Here is a 16,903-nt window from a genome sequence, read left to right on the forward strand (position 1 = left end):
TCGGCGTACCCGGAAAAAGATTAATCCGGCCGCGCCGAGGCTTTGTCGCGCCCGGAAACAAGTCGACCGAATCCGTCAAATCCCGGCCTTTCCCGGACCACCCGACTCTGTTACGGTGCTATCCGTCCGGGTTTCTTGCGGATATTTCCAGAGTATTTCAGCGCCGCTTCACGAGCGGCGCGCGAACAGCACGCGCGAACAGCACCCGACGGGAGAGGACGGACACCATGTGCGGAATAACCGGCGTATTCGTCCTGGGCGGCGACCGCCCGGCCGACGCCGACGTGGTCCGGGAGATGACGGCCTGCCTGGTGCACCGCGGCCCCGACGACGTCGGCCTGCACGCCGCCGCCGGTGTCGCCCTCGGCTTCCGCCGGCTCGCCTTCAACGACCTCTCCCACGGCAACCAGCCGCACCGCACCGAGGACGGCACCCTGACCTCGGTCTGCAACGGCGAGATCTACAACCACCGCGAGCTGCGCGCCGCGCTCGGCCGGCGCGGCCACCGCTTCCGCACCGAGAACGACACCGAGGTGCTGGTCCACCTGTACCGGGAGTACGGCAAGGACCTGACGGCCCACCTGGACGGCCAGTTCGGCTTCGCCGTGCACGACGCCGCCGAGCGCCGGCTGCTGCTCGCCCGGGACCGCGCCGGGATCGTCCCGCTCTTCTACACCGTCGTGGACGGCCTGCTGGTCTTCGCCTCGGAGATCAAGGCGGTCCTGCGCCACCCCGCCGTCGAGGCCCGGGTCGACCTGCGCGGCCTCGACCAGGTGCTGACCCTGCCCGGACTGGTCAGCCCGCGCACCATGTTCGAGGGCATCAGCGCCCTGCGCCCCGGCGAGCGGCTGATCGCCGACCGCACCGGGGTGCGCACCGAGCGGTACTGGGACCTCGACTTCCCGCTCGCCGCCGACCTCGACCCGGTCGCCCCCGCGGACCTGGACCGCGAGCTGGACCGGTACGCCGACCGCACCGCCGAGCTCCTGGAGACGGCCGTCCGCAGCCGGCTGCTCGCCGACGTGCCGATCGGCATGTACCTCAGCGGCGGCCTCGACTCCAGTCTGATCGGCGCCCTGATGGCCCGGGCCCGGCCCGGCCACGCCTGGCCCAGCTTCTCGGTCACCTTCCCCGGCCGGGACTTCGACGAGGGCCCGCACCAGCGGCTGGTCGCCGGCAAGCTCGGCACCGACCACCACGAGGTGCCGATCGGCGAGACCGAGGTGGCCGACCGGATCACCGCGATGGTGCGCCACGCCGAGACCCCCGTACGCGAGTCGTACAACGTCTGCTCGCTCGCCCTGTCCGAGGCCGTCCGCGCCGCCGGGACGGTCGGCGCGCTCAGCGGCGAGGGCGCCGACGAGCTGTTCGGCGGCTACCCGGGCTACCGCTTCGACGCCACCGGCCTCGGCGGCAGCCGGCTCACCGGCCTGGACGCCTCGCTGGAGCGGGAGTTCCGCCGGCGGATGTTCGGCGTCGACCTGGCGTACGAGCAGGACCAGCTGCCCGCCCAGGAGTTCCGCCGCGAGCTGTACGCCGAGGACCTCCGGTACGCGCTGGACGAGTTCTCCGTCACCGCCCAGCGCCTGGTCGACCCCGACCGGCTGGCCGGGCGCCACCCACTTCACCAGCGCTCCTACCTCGACTACCACCTGCGGCTCGCCGACCACCTGCTCGGCGACCACGGCGACCGGATGGCCCTGGCCAACGGCGTCGAACTGCGCTTCCCCTTCCTGGCGAACGCCGTGGTCGACCACGCCACCACGGTGCCGCCGGAGCTGATGCTCGCCCACGGCCGGGAGAAGGCCGTCCTGCGCCGGGCCGCCGAGGGGCTCGTCCCCGGCGAGGTGCTCGACCGGCAGAAGTACGGCTTCCGCGGCCAGACCAGCAGCCACCTGCTGAGCACCGGCGCCGAGTGGTTCGAGGAACTGCTCTCCCCCGCGACCGTCCGCCGCCAGGGCTACTTCGACCCGGACACCGTCGCCGCCCTGACCGAGCGCCAGCGGTCGAACGGGCGGCAGGTGCACGCCCACCTGGACACCGACTACCTGATGCTCGTCGCGACCTTCGCCCTCTTCGTCGAGGAGTTCGATCTGCCGTGCCTGGGATGACCGTGTCCGCGACGACCGTGTCCGCGACGACCGTGCCCTCAACGCCCGTGCCCTCAGCGCCCGGGTCCGCAGCCGCACGCACCGCCGACGGCCCCCGCCCGCGCCACCCGCTGATCGGTGTGCTCGGCGGCATGGGGCCGCTGGCCTCCACCGAACTGCTGCGCACCGTCTACCGGGCCTGCCGGCTCCACCCCGAGCAGGACACCCCCCGGCTGCTGCTCTGGTCCGACCCCGCCGTGGTGGACCGCACCCAGGCCATCAGCGACGGCGAACTCGACCTGCTGCGAAGCGCTGTGGAGACCTCGCTGCGCGGCCTGCTGGCGGCCGGCGCCGAGCGCGCGGTGATCGCCTGCATCACCGCCCACCACGTGCTCGGCGACCTGCCCGCCGACCTCGCGGCGCGCTGCGTCTCGCTGGTCGACGTGGTGCACGAGGAGCTGGCCGCGGCGGGCGAACCCCACCTGCTGCTCTGCTCCTCCGGGACCGCCCGGGCCGGCGTCCTCACCTCGGGCCCGGCCGGCGCCCGCGCCGCCGAACTGCTGGTCGCGCTGCGCCCGGCCGACCAGGAGGCGCTGCACCGGGAGATCCACCGCCTCAAGCGCGGCGAGGACCCGGCCCGCACCATCGACTTCCTGCGCGAGACCCTGCCCCGCTACGGCGTGCGGGCCTTCGTCGCCGCCTGCACCGAGCTGCACCTGGTCACCAGGGCGATCGAGGACGCCGGTCTGAGCGAGGCCCTCCCCTCCCTCGACCCGCTGACGGTCGTGGCCCACCGGATCATGAACGGAGAGTTGTGAGCCACACGAGCATCCTCGACCGCTGGGCCGACCAGGTCGAGCGCCGAGCCGCCGCCCCCGCCCTCGCCACCGCCGAGCGGGACTGGAGCCACCGAGAGCTGGCCGACCTGGCCACCGGGCTGCGGGCCCGGCTCGCCGACGGCACCGGCCCGGTCCTGGTGGCCTGCGCCGACCCCGTCCCGGTGGTGGCCGCGGTCCTCGCCTGCGCCGCCACCGGCCGTCCGTTCGCCCCGGTGGACACCCGTCAGCCGGCCGCCCGCTGGACGGCCGTGCTGGAGGACCTGGACCCGGGCACCGTGCTCGCCGACGCGCCCGGCCGCGCCGCGCTGGCCGCCGCCGGCCACGGCGAACTGCCGCTGCTCGACGCCGAGTCGGTCACCCCGCTGCCCTGGGCGGCCGGGGACTGGCGCGGCCTGACCGGCCCCGACGCCGGGTACGTCTACTTCACCTCGGGCACCACCGGCCGCCCCAAGGGCATCCGGGGCGGCTTCGAGGCGGTCGCGCACTTCCTGGACTGGGAGCTCGCCGAGTTCGCCGTCGCCCCCGGCACCCGGGTCTCGATGCTCACCTCCCCCGGCTTCGACGCCTTCCTGCGCGACGCCCTGGTCCCGCTCTGCGCGGGCGGCACCGCCGTCCTCCCCGGGCCCGGCCCGATCCCGGTCGGCGCGGCCCTCGGCCGCTGGCTGGCCGAGCAGCGGATCGAACTGCTGCACTGCGTGCCCACCGTGTTCCGCACCCTGCGCGCCGCCGGGCTCACCACCGGCTCCCTGCCCGGCCTGCGCGCCGCGCTGCTCGCCGGGGAGCCGGTCCGCCCCGCCGACATCACCTGGTGGCGCGGCCTGTTCGGCTCCGACAAGGAGCTGGTCAACCTCTACGGGCCGTCCGAGACCACCATGACCAAGGTCTTCCGCCGGCTCACCGCCGAGGACGCCGAGGCCGAGACCGTCCCGGCCGGCACGCCGATGCCCGGCGTCGAGGTGGCCGTGCTGGCCGCCGGACGCCCCGTCACGGAGGCCATCGGCGAGATCGAGATCCGCACCCCGTTCCCGCTCCGCGGCTACCTGGCCGGGCCCGGCGGCGGCTTCGTCGGGACGGACCGCTACCGCACCGGCGACCTCGGCCGGCTGCGCGCCGACGGCACCCTGGAGGTCCTCGGCCGCCGCGACCAGCAGGTCAAGGTGAACGGTGCCCGGGTCGAACTCGGCGAGATCGAGGACCTGCTGCGCCGACACCCCGGGGTCGCGGACGTCTGCGCCGCCCTGGTCGAGGAGGACGACGGCGAGCCGGTGCTCTGCGCCTACCTGGTCGCCGCGGCCGCCACCACGGCCGGCACCGCCGCCGTCACCGACGAGGAGCTGCGCGAGTACGCCGCCGAGGGCCTGCCCGCCGCCGCCCGCCCCGCCCGCTACCTCCGGCTCGCCGCGATCCCGCGCACCCTCAGCGGCAAGGCCGACCGGCGCGCGCTGCCCAGCCCCGCCGCCCTGGCCGGCCGCACCGGCGAGCAGCCGCTGGACGGCCTGGAGGCCGGGATCGCCGAACTCTGGTGCGAGCTGCTGCACCTGCCCGCCGTCGGCCGCCACGACGACTTCGCCCTGCTCGGCGGGGACTCCCTGGGCATCGCCCGGCTGCTGGACGGGCTGCGCACCCGCTTCGGCGTCGAGGTCCCGCTGCGGGTGTACGTCGGCGCCCCCACCGTGGCCGGGCTGGCCGCTGCCGTCGCGGCCGGCCGCGACGGCAGCGGTGACGGCGCCTCGCCGGCGGGAGAGCGCCGATGAGCCGCGACACCTCCCTGCCGCTGCGTGCCGACCTCGGCCGCGCCCCGCTCTCCTACGCCCAGCGCGCCATCTGGCGGGCCGAGCAGGTGCTGCCCGGCACCGCCCTGCACAACGAGAGCGCCGCCTTCCGGGTCAGCGGCCCGCTGGACGAGGCCGCCCTGGAGCGGGCGCTGGCCGCCGTCGCGGAGCGGCACGAGATGATGCGCTGCTCCGTCGCCGCGGACGGCGACCGTGACGGCGACCGCGCCGGCGACCCCGACGGCGCCGGCGAGCCCGACGGCGCCGGCGAGCCGTGGCAGCTGTTCGCCGAGCGGGTCCGGCCCACCGTCGAGACCGTCGACCTGTCCGGCGTGGCCGAGGCCGACCGCGAGGAGCGGCTGGCCGGGCTGGTCGCGGGCGCCGTCGCCACGCCCTTCGACCTCGCCCGGCCGCCGCTGATGCGCACCCACCTGTTCCGGCTCGGCGCGGACCGCTCGCTGCTGCTGTTCACCGCCCATCACATCGTGGTCGACGCCTGGGGCTTCGGCGTCTTCCTGGAGTCCCTGGCCGCCGGGTACGCCGCCGCACTCGACGGCTCGCCGGACGACTCACTCGACGCCACACCCGACGCCGCACCCGACCGCGGGCCCGACTTCGGCGACTACGCCGCCTGGCAGCGCGCCGAAGCCGGCACCGAAGCCGGCACCGAAACCGGCGGCGGCTCCGGAACCGGCCCCGGACTCGACCACTGGACCACCCGGCTGGCCGGTGAACTGCCCACCGCCGGCCTGCCCACCGACCCCGGCCTCGACCCCGACCCGGCCGCCGGCGCCCTGCACCACTTCACCGTCCCCGCCGACCTGGCCGCCCGGCTCAGCGCCTTCGGCCGGGCCGAGCTGGCCAGCCCGTCCACCGTGCTGCTCACCGCCTTCTGCGCCACCGCCGCCCGCTGGACCGGCCAGGACGAGCTGCTGGTCGGCATGCCGGTGGCGACCCGCAACCGCTCCGCGCTGGCCGGCGTGGTCGGCCCGCTGCTCAACATCGTGGCCCACCGCGGCGACCTCGGCGGCGACCCGAGCTTCCGGCAGGCCCTCGCCCGCACCCGGCAGCACCTCAAGGCCGACCTCCGGCACCGGGACACCCCCTTCGACCTGGTGCTGGAGCGCCTCGGCCGGGCCGCCGGCGGGCGCACCCCGCTGTTCCAGCTGATGTACTCCTTCCACAGCGGCCCCACCACCACCCTGGAGCTGCCCGGCGTCCTGACCACCCCGGCGCCCTCGCACAGCGGCACCGCCAAGTACGACCTGACCCTCTTCCTCCGGCCGCGCCCCTCCGGCGCGCTGGACGCCACGCTGGAGTACCGCACCGCGCTGCTCGCCCCCGAGACGGTGGCCGACTTCGCCGACTCGCTGCTGTGCCTGCTGGAGGCCGCAGTCGACGGCCCGGACCGGCCGCTGGCCGAACTGCCGGTGCTCTCCGGGCCCCGCCGCCGCCAGGTCCTGACGGACTTCAACCGGGCGCCGGACGGCGACCGCGCCTGGGCCACCGTCCCCGAGGCGCTGCGCGACCTCGCCCGGCTGGACGGCGCCGCGCCGGCCGTCGAGTCGCCCGGCACCGCCTTCACCCGGGCCGCCGCCGACGCGGCCGCCGACCGGGTCGCCCACCGGCTGGCCACCCGGTACGGCGTGGCCCCCGGCGACCGGGTGGCGCTGCGGGTCGAGCGGGACGCCGCGCTGGTGCCGCTGATCGTCGGCATCTGGCGGGCCGGCGCCGTCCTGGTCCCGCTGGACGAGGCGCTGCCCGCCGCGCGGGCCGAGCACGTGCTCGCCGACAGCGGCGCCCTGCTGCTGGTCGGCGACGGCCTCCCGGGTCTACCCACTGCCGACCCGGCCGCCCTGCTGGCCGAGGCCGCGGAGGCCGAGGAGGGCGTACGGACCGTCACGCCCGCCCCCGGGGACCTCGCGTACCTGATGTACACCTCGGGCTCCACCGGGCTGCCCAAGGGCGTCGCGGTGCCGCACGGCTGCGTGGCCAACCTGCTGCACAGCGTCGTCCGCGCCGAGCCGGGCCTCGGCCCCGACGACACCCTGCTCGCGGTCACCTCGATCACCTTCGACATCTCCGTGCTGGAGCTGTTCGCCCCGCTGCTGGCCGGCGGCCGGGTCGTGGTCGCCCCGCGCGCGAGCGTCCGCGACGCCGAGGCGCTGGGCGCGCTGCTGGACGACTGCGGCGCCACCGCGATGCAGGCCACCCCCTCGCTCTGGCGCGGACTGCTGGACGGCGGCTGGCCGGGCCGGCCGGGGCTGCGCGCGCTCTGCGGCGGCGAGGCCCTGGACGCCGACCTCGCCGACCGGCTGCTGGCGCGCTGCGCCGAGCTGTGGAACCTGTACGGCCCCACCGAGACCACCATCTGGTCCACCGTCGCCCGGATCCTGCCCGGCGAGCCCGTCACGGTCGGGCGCCCGGTGGCCGGCACGGTCTGCTACGTCCTCGACCGGCACCTGCGGCCGGTGCCGCGCGGCGCCGTCGGCGAGCTGGTGATCGGCGGGGCCGGGGTGAGCGCCGGGTACCGCGACCGCCCCGAGCTGACCGCCGCCGCCTTCGTGCCCGACCCGGTCGACCCGGCCGGCGGCACCGTCTACCGCACCGGCGACCTGGCCCGGCACCTGCCGGACGGCCGGATCGTGGTGCTGGGCCGCGCCGACCAGCAGGTGAAGATCCTCGGCCACCGGATCGAGGTCGGCGAGGTGGAGTCCCTGCTGGCCGCCCACCCCGGCGTCCGGCAGGCGGCCGTGGTGGTCGACCGGGAGCAGCCGGCCGGCCCCCGGCTGGTCGCCTTCGTCACCGCCCGCACCGGAGACGGCACCCGCACCGAGGACGACGCCCCGGCCGAGGCGGACGCGCTGCCCGAGGCGGACGCGCTGCCCGAACTGCTCCGCCGTCACCTGCGCGAGCGGCTGCCCGCGGCCGCCGTACCCGGTGTGATCGCCGTCCTGCCCGAGCTGCCGCTGAACACCAGCGGCAAGGTGGACCGGCCCGCGCTGGCCCGCCGGACCGGGGAGTTCGCCGGCGCGCGCCGCACCGAACCGGCCACCGCGGCCGAGCGGTCCGCCGTCGCACTCTGGGCGGAGGTGCTCGGACTGCCGGCCGAACGGGTCGGCACCACGGACGACTTCTTCGCCGCCGGCGGCAACTCCATCGCCGCCACCCGGCTGCTCGGCCGGGTCCGGGACCGGTTCGGCGCCGCGCCCTCGCTCGCCGAGTTCTACACCGACCCCACCCCGGCCGCGCTGGCCCGGACCCGGACGGCCGCGCCCGCCCCCGCGGGTCCCCGCGCCTCGGGCACCACCCCCGACACGGTGCCGATGACCGACCAGCAGCGCCAGCTGTGGCTGCTGCACCGGCTCGCCCCGGACTCGCCCGCCTATCACCTGCCCGCCGCGCTGGAGCTGACCGGCCCGGTGGACCCGGCCGCCCTGCGGGGGGCGTTCGCCGACCTGGTGGCCCGCCACCCGGTGCTCGCCGCCCGCTGCGAACTGCGCGAGGAGGGCCCGGTCCTGGTCCTCCCGCCGGCCGCCGCCCCGGACCTCGCCGTCCTCGACGCGACGCCCGGCGAGGTGGACGCGCTCGCCCGGGCGGAGGCCGTCCACCCCTTCGACCTGGCCGCCGGGCCGCTGCTGCGGCTCACCCTGGTCCGGACCGGCCCGGAGCGCTCGGTGCTGCTGTGCACCGCGCACCACCTCGCGGTGGACGGCTGGTCCATCGGCGTGGCCGTGCGCGAGCTGGCCGCCCTGTACGCCGCGCGCCTCGGCCTGGCCGAGCTGCCGCCCGCGCTCGCCCTGGGCTTCGCCGACCACGCGGTCGACCACGCCGCCGAGGCGCGGGTGGCGGACCGCCAGGAGCAGCTGGAGTACTGGCTGAAGCGGCTCGACGGGCACCCCGGGGTGCTCGACCTGCCGACCGACGTCCCGGCGCTGACCCGCCCGGCCGGATCCGGCGAGACCCTGCCGGTGGCGCTGCCGGCGGAGCTGACCGCCGAGCTGCGGCGGGGCGCCGCCCGGCTGCGCACCACCCCGTTCACCCTGCTGCTCGCCGTGTACGCCGCCCTGCTGGGCCGCTACGCGGGCAGCGAGGACGTGGTCGTGGGCGTGCCGGCGGCCAACCGGGACCGGCCCGAACTGGAGCCGCTGGTCGGCTCCCTGGTGAACACCCTGCCGGTCCGGGTGGACCTGGCCGGCGCGCCGTCCTTCGCCGGGCTGGTCGCCCGCACCGGCCGGGCACTGGCGGCCGACCTCGGCCGTCCGCTGGTCGCCTTCGACCGGCTGGTGGCCGGCCTCGGCCTGCCCCGCGAACCGGGCCGGCCGAGCCTGGCGCAGGCCTCGCTGGTCTTCCAGGACGCGCCGCCGACCGCCGTCCGGCTGGGCGCGGCCACCGGCGTCCTGCGGCAACTGCCCACCGGCACGGCCAAGTACGACCTGACGCTGGCCCTGGACGAGCACCCCGACCGGATCGCCGGCGGCCTGGAGTACGCGGCGGACCGGTTCGGCCCGGACTTCGCCGCCCGGTTCGCCCGGCACTTCCACACCCTGCTGCGGGCCGCGCTGGCCGCGCCCGGGGCGCCCCTGGACGCGGTCGAGCTCGCCGACCCCGGGCTGCCCTCCCCGCGGCCGGCCCGCCCGGCGGGCGAGGTGCGCGCCGGGTACGCCGTCCCGGTGGCCGAGCGGTTCCGGGCCCAGGCGGCCGCCCGCCCGGACGCCCCGGCGATCCGCGCGTACGGCCTGACGGTCGGCTACCGGCAGCTCGACGCCTGGAGCGACGCCGTCGCGGCCCGGCTGCTGGCGCGCGGCGCCGCACCCGGCCGGTTCGTCTCGGTACTGCTGCCGGCCGGCCCGGTGGGGACGGCCGCGATCCTCGGCGTCGCCAAGACCGGTGCCGCCTTCGCGGTGCTCGACCCGGCCGACCCGGACGCCCGGCTGACCGCCCTGCTGGCCGACGCCGAACCGGTCTGCCTGCTGGCCGCCGAGAGCACCCTGGCCGGGCACCGCGCGCTGCGCGGGGACGACGGGAGCTTCGCCGGCGTCCCGGTCGAACTCCTCGACCCGCGGGTGCCGAATGCCGCCCCGCAGGCTCCCGTCCCGGCTTCCGTCCCGGCGCCCGGCGACCCGCTCTGCCTGGTGTACACCTCCGGCTCCACCGGCACCCCCAAGGGCATCGCCCTGCCGCAGGCCGCGCTCGCCCAGTTCGCCGACTGGCAGCGCGAGCGCTTCGGCATCCGGCCGGACAGCCGGATCGCCCAGTGGGCGCCGTTCACCTACGACGCCGCGTACACCGAGGTGTTCGCCGCGCTCTGCTCCGGCGCGGTGCTCTGCCTGCCGCCGGAGGGGCTGCGCCGCGACCCGCTGGCGGTCGCCGAGTGGCTGCGGGCCGAGCGGATCACCCAGATCCAGACCGTCCCGGCCTTCTTCCAGCTGGTCACCGAGGCGCTGGACGCCACCGGCGCCGGACTGCCCGACCTGGAGCACGTGCTGATGGCCGGCGAGGTGCTCCCGGTGGCGCTGGCCGCCGCCTGGGCGCACCGCCCCGGCCGGCCCCGGCTGCACAACCTGTACGGGCCCACCGAGTGCGTGCTGGCCACCCACCGGGAGCTGGCGCCGGGCGAGGAGTTCCCCGCCGGGGTGCCGATCGGCAGCCCGATCCCGGGCCGGGAGGCCGTCGTCCTGGACCACCGCGGCCGGCTCTGCCCGGTCGGCGTGGTCGGCGAGATCCACCTGCGCAGCGACCTGCTGGCCGGCTCGTACCACCGCCGCCCCGAGGAGAGCGCCCGGGCGTACGTCGCCGACCCGTGGGAGGAGGGCGGCCGGCTGTACCGCACCGGGGACCTCGGCCGCCGCCTGCCGGACGGCGAACTGGCGTTCACCGGCCGGATCGGCAGCCAGCTGAAGATCCGCGGCAACCGGATCGAGCTGGAGGAGATCGAGGCCCTGCTGGAGCTGCACCCGGGGGTCCGCGAGGCCGCCGCGGCCGCGCACGGCGAGGGCCCGTCCCGCCGCCTGGTGGGCTACGCGGTCGCCGCGCCCGGGGTCACCGGCGCCGAGCTGCGGACGCACCTGGCCGAGCGGCTGCCGGCGGCGGTCGTCCCGGACACCGTGGTGCTGCTGGACGCGCTGCCCAGGACCCGGACCAACAAGCGGGACCGGGCCCGGCTGCCGCGGCCCGAGGCCGCCGCGCGGCCCGCCGACGCCGCGCCGCTGGCGGGTGTCGAGCAGGTCGTCGCCGACGCCTGGCGGCAGCTGCTGGGCGGCGGTCCGGTGGGCCGGCACACCAACTTCTTCGAGGCCGGCGGCGACTCGCTGCTCGCGGCCCGGCTCCAGCTGGAGCTGGCCCGCCGGCTGGAGCGGCCGGTCCGGCTGGTGGACGTCTTCGGCCGGCCGACCATCGCCGAGTTCGCGGCCGGCCTCACCGCCGACCCCGGCACCCCGGCGGGCACCGCCCCGGCCGGGGCCGCCGAACCGCGCGGCGAACGGCGCCAGAACGCCGTCCGGGCCCGGGCCAGGGCCCGCCGCGAGGCCCGCGACCGGACCGGGGGCACGGCCGCCGGCGACCCGCACACACCGACAGGGAGGGACTGAATCCATGGACGTCCAGAGCGTGATGACGGAGCTGCACGGCCACCTCGGCGACACCGGGGGCCTGGAGCGGGTCGAGGAGTGCCTGCGCATCCTCACCGGGGAGCAGGCCCCGGAGTACCTGCACGACGACCAGGAGCCGACCCGGCTGTTCTTCCCCGGGATCAGCGCCCTGCCCTGGCACGACACCGCCGAACTGCCCTGGGTGGCCCGGGTGGAGGGGGCGTACGAGGCGATCAAGGCGGAGTTCCTGGCGCTGCGCGAGGAGCAGGCCCGGTTCGCCCCGTACGAGGACCTCTACACCAAGGAGCTCGGCTGGCAGGGCTGGGACACCTACCAGCTCTACCGCAACGGCAGCTGGCGCGAGGAGGTCCCGGAGCGCTGCCCGGAGACCCACGCCGCCGTGTCCGCGACCCCGCACGGGCCGCGCGACGGCATGTTCACCGTCCTCAACCCCGGTGTGCACATCACCCCGCACACCGGCGGCGTGAACCTGCTGCTCACCGCGCACCTGCCGCTGGTCGTCCCGCCCGGCTGCCGCATCAAGGTCGCCGACGACGAGCGCGGCTGGGAGGAGGGCAAGGTGATCCTCTTCGACGACAGCTTCATCCACGAGGCCTGGAACAAGGGCACCCAGCAGCGCGCCGTCCTGCTCTGGGACGTCTGGCACCCGGAGCTGACGCCCGTCGAGGTCCGCGCCCTGGAGTTCCTGATGCCCCGTTTCCAGCGCTACCTGATGGCGGTCTGAGCCCCGGTCCTCCCCCGGCCGCACCCGGTCGACCCCGCTCCCGCCCGCCCGCCGCCGGCGGAGCCCACCACACCACGGAGAACACCTTGAACGCACAGCCGGACCTTCCCGACGCGGCCGAGACCGACGGCCGGGTCGCCGTCGTCGGCCTCGCGGGCCGCTTCCCCGGAGCCGATTCCGTCGACGCGCTGTGGGAGCTGCTGGCAGCCGGCACCGAGGCGATCAGCCGGTTCGGCCCCGAGGAGCTGCGGGCCGCCGGCGTGCCGCAGGCCGAGGCCGGCAAGCCCGGGTACGTGGCCGCCAAGGGCGTGCTGGCGGACGTCGCCGGCTTCGACTCCCAGCTGTTCGGCTACAACGCGCTGGAGGCCTCGGTCATCGACCCCCAGCAGCGGCTGTTCCTGGAGTGCGCCTGGGAGGCGCTGGAGGACGCCGGCTGCGACCCCGACCGGGCGCCCGGGCCGATCGCGGTCTACGCCGGCTCGCTGCTGAGCACCTATCTGATCCACAACCTGCTGCCGCGCACCGACCTGCGGGACTCGCTCGGCGTGCCGATGCTCTTCCAGGGCAACCAGCCCGACCAACTGGCCGCCCGGGCCGCGTACAAGCTCAACCTGCGCGGCCCGGCGGTCAGCGTGCAGACCGCCTGCTCGACCTCGCTGGTGGCGGTGCACCTCGCGGTGCAGAGCCTGCTGTCCGAGGAGTGCGACCTGGCGCTGGCCGGCGGCGTCACCGTCACCGTGCCGCACCGCTCGGGCTACCTGCCGGTGCCCGGCGGCATCGAGTCGCCGGACGGGCACTGCCGGCCCTTCGGCGCCGAGGCGGCCGGCACGGTCTTCGGCAACGGCGCGGGCGTCGTGGTGCTCAAGCGGCTCGCCGACGCGCTCGCCGACGGCGACCGGGTGCACGCCGTCGTCCTCGGCTCGGCCGTCAACAACGACGGTGCCAACAAGGCCGGTTACACCGCTCCCGGGGTGGCCGGGCAGACCGCCGTGATCCGCGAGGCGCTCTCCGTCGCGGGTGTCGCCCCGGACAGCATCGGCTACGTCGAGGCGCACGGCACCGGCACCCCGATCGGCGACCCGATCGAGGTCGAGGCGCTCACCGCCGCCTTCCGCGCCGAGCAGGACGCCGAACCGCCCACCACTGCCGGCTGGTGCGGCCTCGGCTCGGTCAAGTCCAACCTCGGCCACCTGGACACCGCCGCCGGCGTCACCGGCCTGATCAAGACCATCCTCACCGTCCGCGAGGGCCGGATCCCGGCCAGCCTGCACGCCGAGTCCGTCAACCCCGAACTCGGCCTGGCCGACAGCCCGTTCTTCGTCCCCTCCGCCCTCACCGACTGGCCGGTCGCCGGGGGCCCGCGCCGGGCCGCCGTCAGCGCCTTCGGCATCGGCGGGACCAACGCGCACGTCGTCCTGGAGCAGGCCCCCGACCCGGCCGCCCGCGCGAGCGCCGACGCGCCCGCCGCCCTGCCCGTCGCGCTCCCCCTCTCCGCCCGGACCGGCAGCGCGCTGGACACCGCCGCCGAGCGGCTCGCCGACGACCTCGCCGCCCACCCCGACCGCCCGCTGGCCGACGTCGCCCGGACGCTGCGCACCGGCCGCCGCCAGCTGGTCCAGCGCCGGGTCGTGGTCGCGAAGTCCACCGCCGAGGCCGTGGCCGCGCTGCGCGGCGGCGGCCGCCGGGAGTCCGTCCGCGCCCGCGCCGGACAGGGCGCCGCCCCCGTCGCCTTCCTGCTGCCCGGTCAGGGCGCCCAGTACCCCGGCATGGCCCTCGGCCTGCACCGGTCGCACCCGGTGTTCCGGACCGCCCTGGACGAGGCCGCCGAGCTGCTGCGCCCGCACCTGGGCCTGGACCTGGTCGACCTGCTCCGCGACGGCGACACCGACCTGCTGCGCCGCAGCTCGATCACCCAGCCCGCCGTGCTGGCCGTCGGCCACGCCACGGCCGCCCTCTGGCGGCACTGGGGCGTCCGCCCGGTCGCGCTGCTCGGCCACAGCCTCGGCGAGTACACCGCCGCGCTGCTCTCCGGCGTCCTCGACCTGCCCGAGGCGCTCGCCCTGGTCGCCGCCCGCGGCCGGCTGATGGAGGAGACCGCGCCCGGCGCGATGCTCGCCGTCCCGCTGGACGAGCCCGCGGCCGCCGAACTCGCCGCCCGGCACGGCCTGGACCTGGCCGCCGTCAACGGACCGGCCGCCGCCGTGCTCTCCGGCACCGCCGAGGCCGCCGGACGCGCCGCCGCCGAACTCGGCGAGCGCGGCCTGCGCGGCCTGCCGCTGCCGGTGGACCGCGCCTTCCACAGCGCCCTGTGCGCCCCTGCCGCCGAGCGGTTCGCCGCCGAGCTGGCCGGGGTGACGCTGCGCGAGCCCACCGTGCCGTTCCTCTCCAACCTCACCGGCGACTGGATCACCCCGGAGCAGGCCACCGACCCCGGCTACTGGACGCGCCAGATGCTCTCCCCGGTGCGCTTCCACGACGGGCTCACCCGGCTCGCCGCGCTCGACGAGCGGCTGGTGCTGGTGGAGACCGGCCCCGGCAGCGTGCTCACCGACCTGGTCCGCTCGGCCGCCGAGGGCGGCGACGGACTCCGGCTCGCCCAGCCGCCGCTGCCGACCCGCGGCCGCCGCGGCCCCGAGGACGAGCCGGCCAGTGCCGTCCTGGCCCTCGGCAGCCTGTGGACGCACGGCGTCCCGGTCGACTGGGAGCCGCCGGCGGCCACCGCCCGCCCCGCCACCCTGCCCGGCTACCCCTTCGAGCGGCTGCCGCACTGGATCGAGCCGACCCCGCCCGGCCACGCCCCCGCCACCGCGCTGCCCGTCGCGGAGCTCGACGCGGTGCACGCCACCATCGCCTGGCGCCCGCTCGCCGAACCGGCCGGGGAGGACCCGCTGGCCGGCCGCCGCCAGACCTGGCTGGTCCTGCTGGACCGGGCCGCCACCGCCCAGCCCCTGGTGGACCTGCTGACCGCGCGCGGACAGATCGTCACCACCGTCCAGCCCGGGCCCGGCTACCGGCGGGTGCGCCGCGGCGTCTACGAGCTCGACCCCGCCGACCCGGCCCAGTACGCCAAGCTGCTCGCCGACCTGCGCGCCCTGGTCCGTACGCCCACCGCCGTCCTGTACGGCTGGGGGCTGGACGAGACCGCGGACGAGACCGACGGCTACTTCGGCCTGGTCAACCTCGCCCGGGCGATGTCCGCCGAGAGCGTCGTGCACGAGGTGCGGCTCGGCGTGCTGACCGCCGGGGCCTTCCCGGCCGCCCCCGGCGAACGGCCCCGGCCCGCCGCGGCCCTGCTCAGCGGCCCGGTCCAGGTGCTCGGCGAGGAGTACCGCAACCTGCGCTGCACCCAGGTCGACCTCGCCCCCGGGACGGCGCTCGACGAGGCCGCCGCCACCGCCGTGGTGCGCGCCGCGCTCACCGGCCCGGCCCGGCTGCTCGCCCTGCGCGGCTCCATCCTGCTCACCCGCACCGTGGAGCGCGCCGAGCGGCCCGTCCCGGCCTCCCCCGCCCGGGTGCGGGCCGGCAGCACCTGGCTGATCACCGGCGGCCTCGGCGGCATCGGCCTGACCCTCGCCCGCTCGCTGGCCCGGGCCGGCGCCGCCCGGCTCGTCCTGATCGGCCGCGGCGCCGGCGACCAGAGCGCCGCCACCGCCCTGGACGCCCTGCGCGAGGCCGGCGCCGAGGTACTGGCCGTCCGGGCCGACGTCACCGACGCCGAATCGCTGAACCGGGCGCTGGACCAGGCCCGTTCGGCCTTCGGCCGGATCGACGGCGTGATCCACGCGGCCGGCGTGCCCGGCGGCGGCTCGGTCGAACTGCGCTCCGACGACAGCATGCGCGCCGTGCTCGCCCCGAAGACCGCCGGCCTGCGCCACCTGCTCGACGCGCTGCAGCCCGGCGAGGCCGAGGTGCTGGTGCTCTGCTCCTCGCTCGCCACCCTGATCCCGACCTACGGGCAGGCCGACTACGCGGCCGCCAACGCCTACCTCGGCGCCGTCGCGGAGGCCGAGGCGGCCCGCGGCGAGCGCCACGCGGTGGCGGTCGACTGGGACATGTGGGCCCAGGTCGGCATGGCCAGCCAGGCCGAGGTGCCCGAGGCCCTGCGCGCCTTCCAGGCCGACATGCTGGCCGGCGCGCTCACCCCCGAGCAGGGCGCCCGCGCCTTCGCCGCCCTGCTGGACGGCCCGCCCGGACGGGCCGTGGTGGCCCGGGTCGGCGCCGCCGTCGTGGACGGCGCGCTGCGCACCTCCACCGCCCCGGGCGCCGACCAGCCCCGGACCGCGGCCCTGCCCCGCCCCGAACTCGCCACGCCGTACACCGCCCCGGCCACCCCGACCGAGGAGCGGCTGGCCGAGATCTACGCCGAACTGCTCGGCCTCGACCGGGTCGGGGTGGAGGACGACTTCCTGGAGCTCGGCGGCCACTCGCTGCTGGCCGCCCAGGTCGCGGCCCGGCTCCGGGCCGAGTTCGAGGTCGACGTCCCCGCCCGGGTGTTCTTCGAGGGCGGCCGCATCGCCGACCTCGCCGTCGAGATCGAAGACCGCATCATCGCCGAACTGGAGCAGCAGTGACCAACCCCGCAGACCGGAACCCCCGGGGCCGCGAGGACCGCCTCGCCCGGCTCACCCCCGAGCAGCGCGCCGCCTTCGAGGCCCGCGCCCGGGGCCGCGCCGGCGCGGCCCCGGCCACCGCCACCGGCTCCGCCACCGGTTCCGCCACCGCCGCGCCCGCGCTGCCGCCGCGCGACCGGGCCCTGCCCGCGCCGCTGTCCTTCGGCCAGGAGCGGCTCTGGTTCGTGGAGCAGCTCTCCCCGGCCTCGGCGTCTTCAACGAGTACGTCGGGCTGCGGCTGACCGGACCGCTGGACG

Annotated in this window: 7 protein-coding genes; all 7 read left to right on the forward strand. The window is 77.1% G+C overall.

The genetic code is table 11. The annotated features are described in order from the left end of the window. The first annotated feature begins 227 nt into the window (after nt 1-227). The 7 genes from asnB (at nt 228) to ACYP53_RS32970 (ending at nt 16,888) form a co-directional block, all read left to right on the forward strand. On the forward strand, nt 228-2,111 hold the full coding sequence (gene asnB / locus ACYP53_RS32940; protein WP_459650129.1) for an asparagine synthase (glutamine-hydrolyzing): 1,884 nt from the start codon (nt 228-230) through the stop codon (nt 2,109-2,111). Nucleotides 2,112-2,158: 47 nt separating this feature from the next. Then, a complete protein-coding gene (locus tag ACYP53_RS32945) occupies nt 2,159-2,908 on the forward strand; it encodes an aspartate/glutamate racemase family protein (RefSeq protein WP_459650130.1) in 750 nt (249 codons plus the stop codon). Further along, entirely contained in the window at nt 2,905-4,683 is a 1,779-nt protein-coding gene (locus ACYP53_RS32950; RefSeq protein WP_459650131.1) for a non-ribosomal peptide synthetase, read from the forward strand. The genes ACYP53_RS32945 and ACYP53_RS32950 overlap by 4 nt, the downstream gene beginning before the upstream one ends. Continuing rightward, entirely contained in the window at nt 4,680-11,291 is a 6,612-nt protein-coding gene (locus ACYP53_RS32955; protein WP_459650132.1) for an amino acid adenylation domain-containing protein, read from the forward strand. The genes ACYP53_RS32950 and ACYP53_RS32955 overlap by 4 nt, the downstream gene beginning before the upstream one ends. Before the next feature lie 4 nt (nt 11,292-11,295). Next, nucleotides 11,296-12,036, forward strand: a complete 741-nt coding sequence (locus ACYP53_RS32960; protein ID WP_189919605.1) for an aspartyl/asparaginyl beta-hydroxylase domain-containing protein — start codon at nt 11,296-11,298, stop codon at nt 12,034-12,036. A gap of 86 nt (nt 12,037-12,122) precedes the next feature. After that, nucleotides 12,123-16,607, forward strand: coding sequence for a type I polyketide synthase (locus ACYP53_RS32965; RefSeq protein WP_459650133.1), 4,485 nt, complete (start codon nt 12,123-12,125; stop codon nt 16,605-16,607). After that, nucleotides 16,604-16,888 carry a hypothetical protein gene (locus tag ACYP53_RS32970; RefSeq protein WP_459650134.1) on the forward strand — a complete coding sequence of 95 codons (285 nt, stop codon included), beginning with the start codon at nt 16,604-16,606 and terminating at the stop codon, nt 16,886-16,888. Before ACYP53_RS32965 ends, ACYP53_RS32970 begins: the two co-directional genes overlap by 4 nt. The last annotated feature ends 15 nt before the right edge of the window (nt 16,889-16,903 follow it).

Source organism: Kitasatospora sp. Ki12, from assembly GCF_054601375.1.

Coding starts and splice junctions, on each gene's coding strand:
- asnB (WP_459650129.1), top strand. CDS start 228: ATGTGCGGAATAACCGGCGTATTCGTCCTGGGCGGCGACCGCCCGGCC.
- ACYP53_RS32955 (WP_459650132.1), top strand. CDS start 4,680: ATGAGCCGCGACACCTCCCTGCCGCTGCGTGCCGACCTCGGCCGCGCC.
- ACYP53_RS32960 (WP_189919605.1), top strand. CDS start 11,296: ATGGACGTCCAGAGCGTGATGACGGAGCTGCACGGCCACCTCGGCGAC.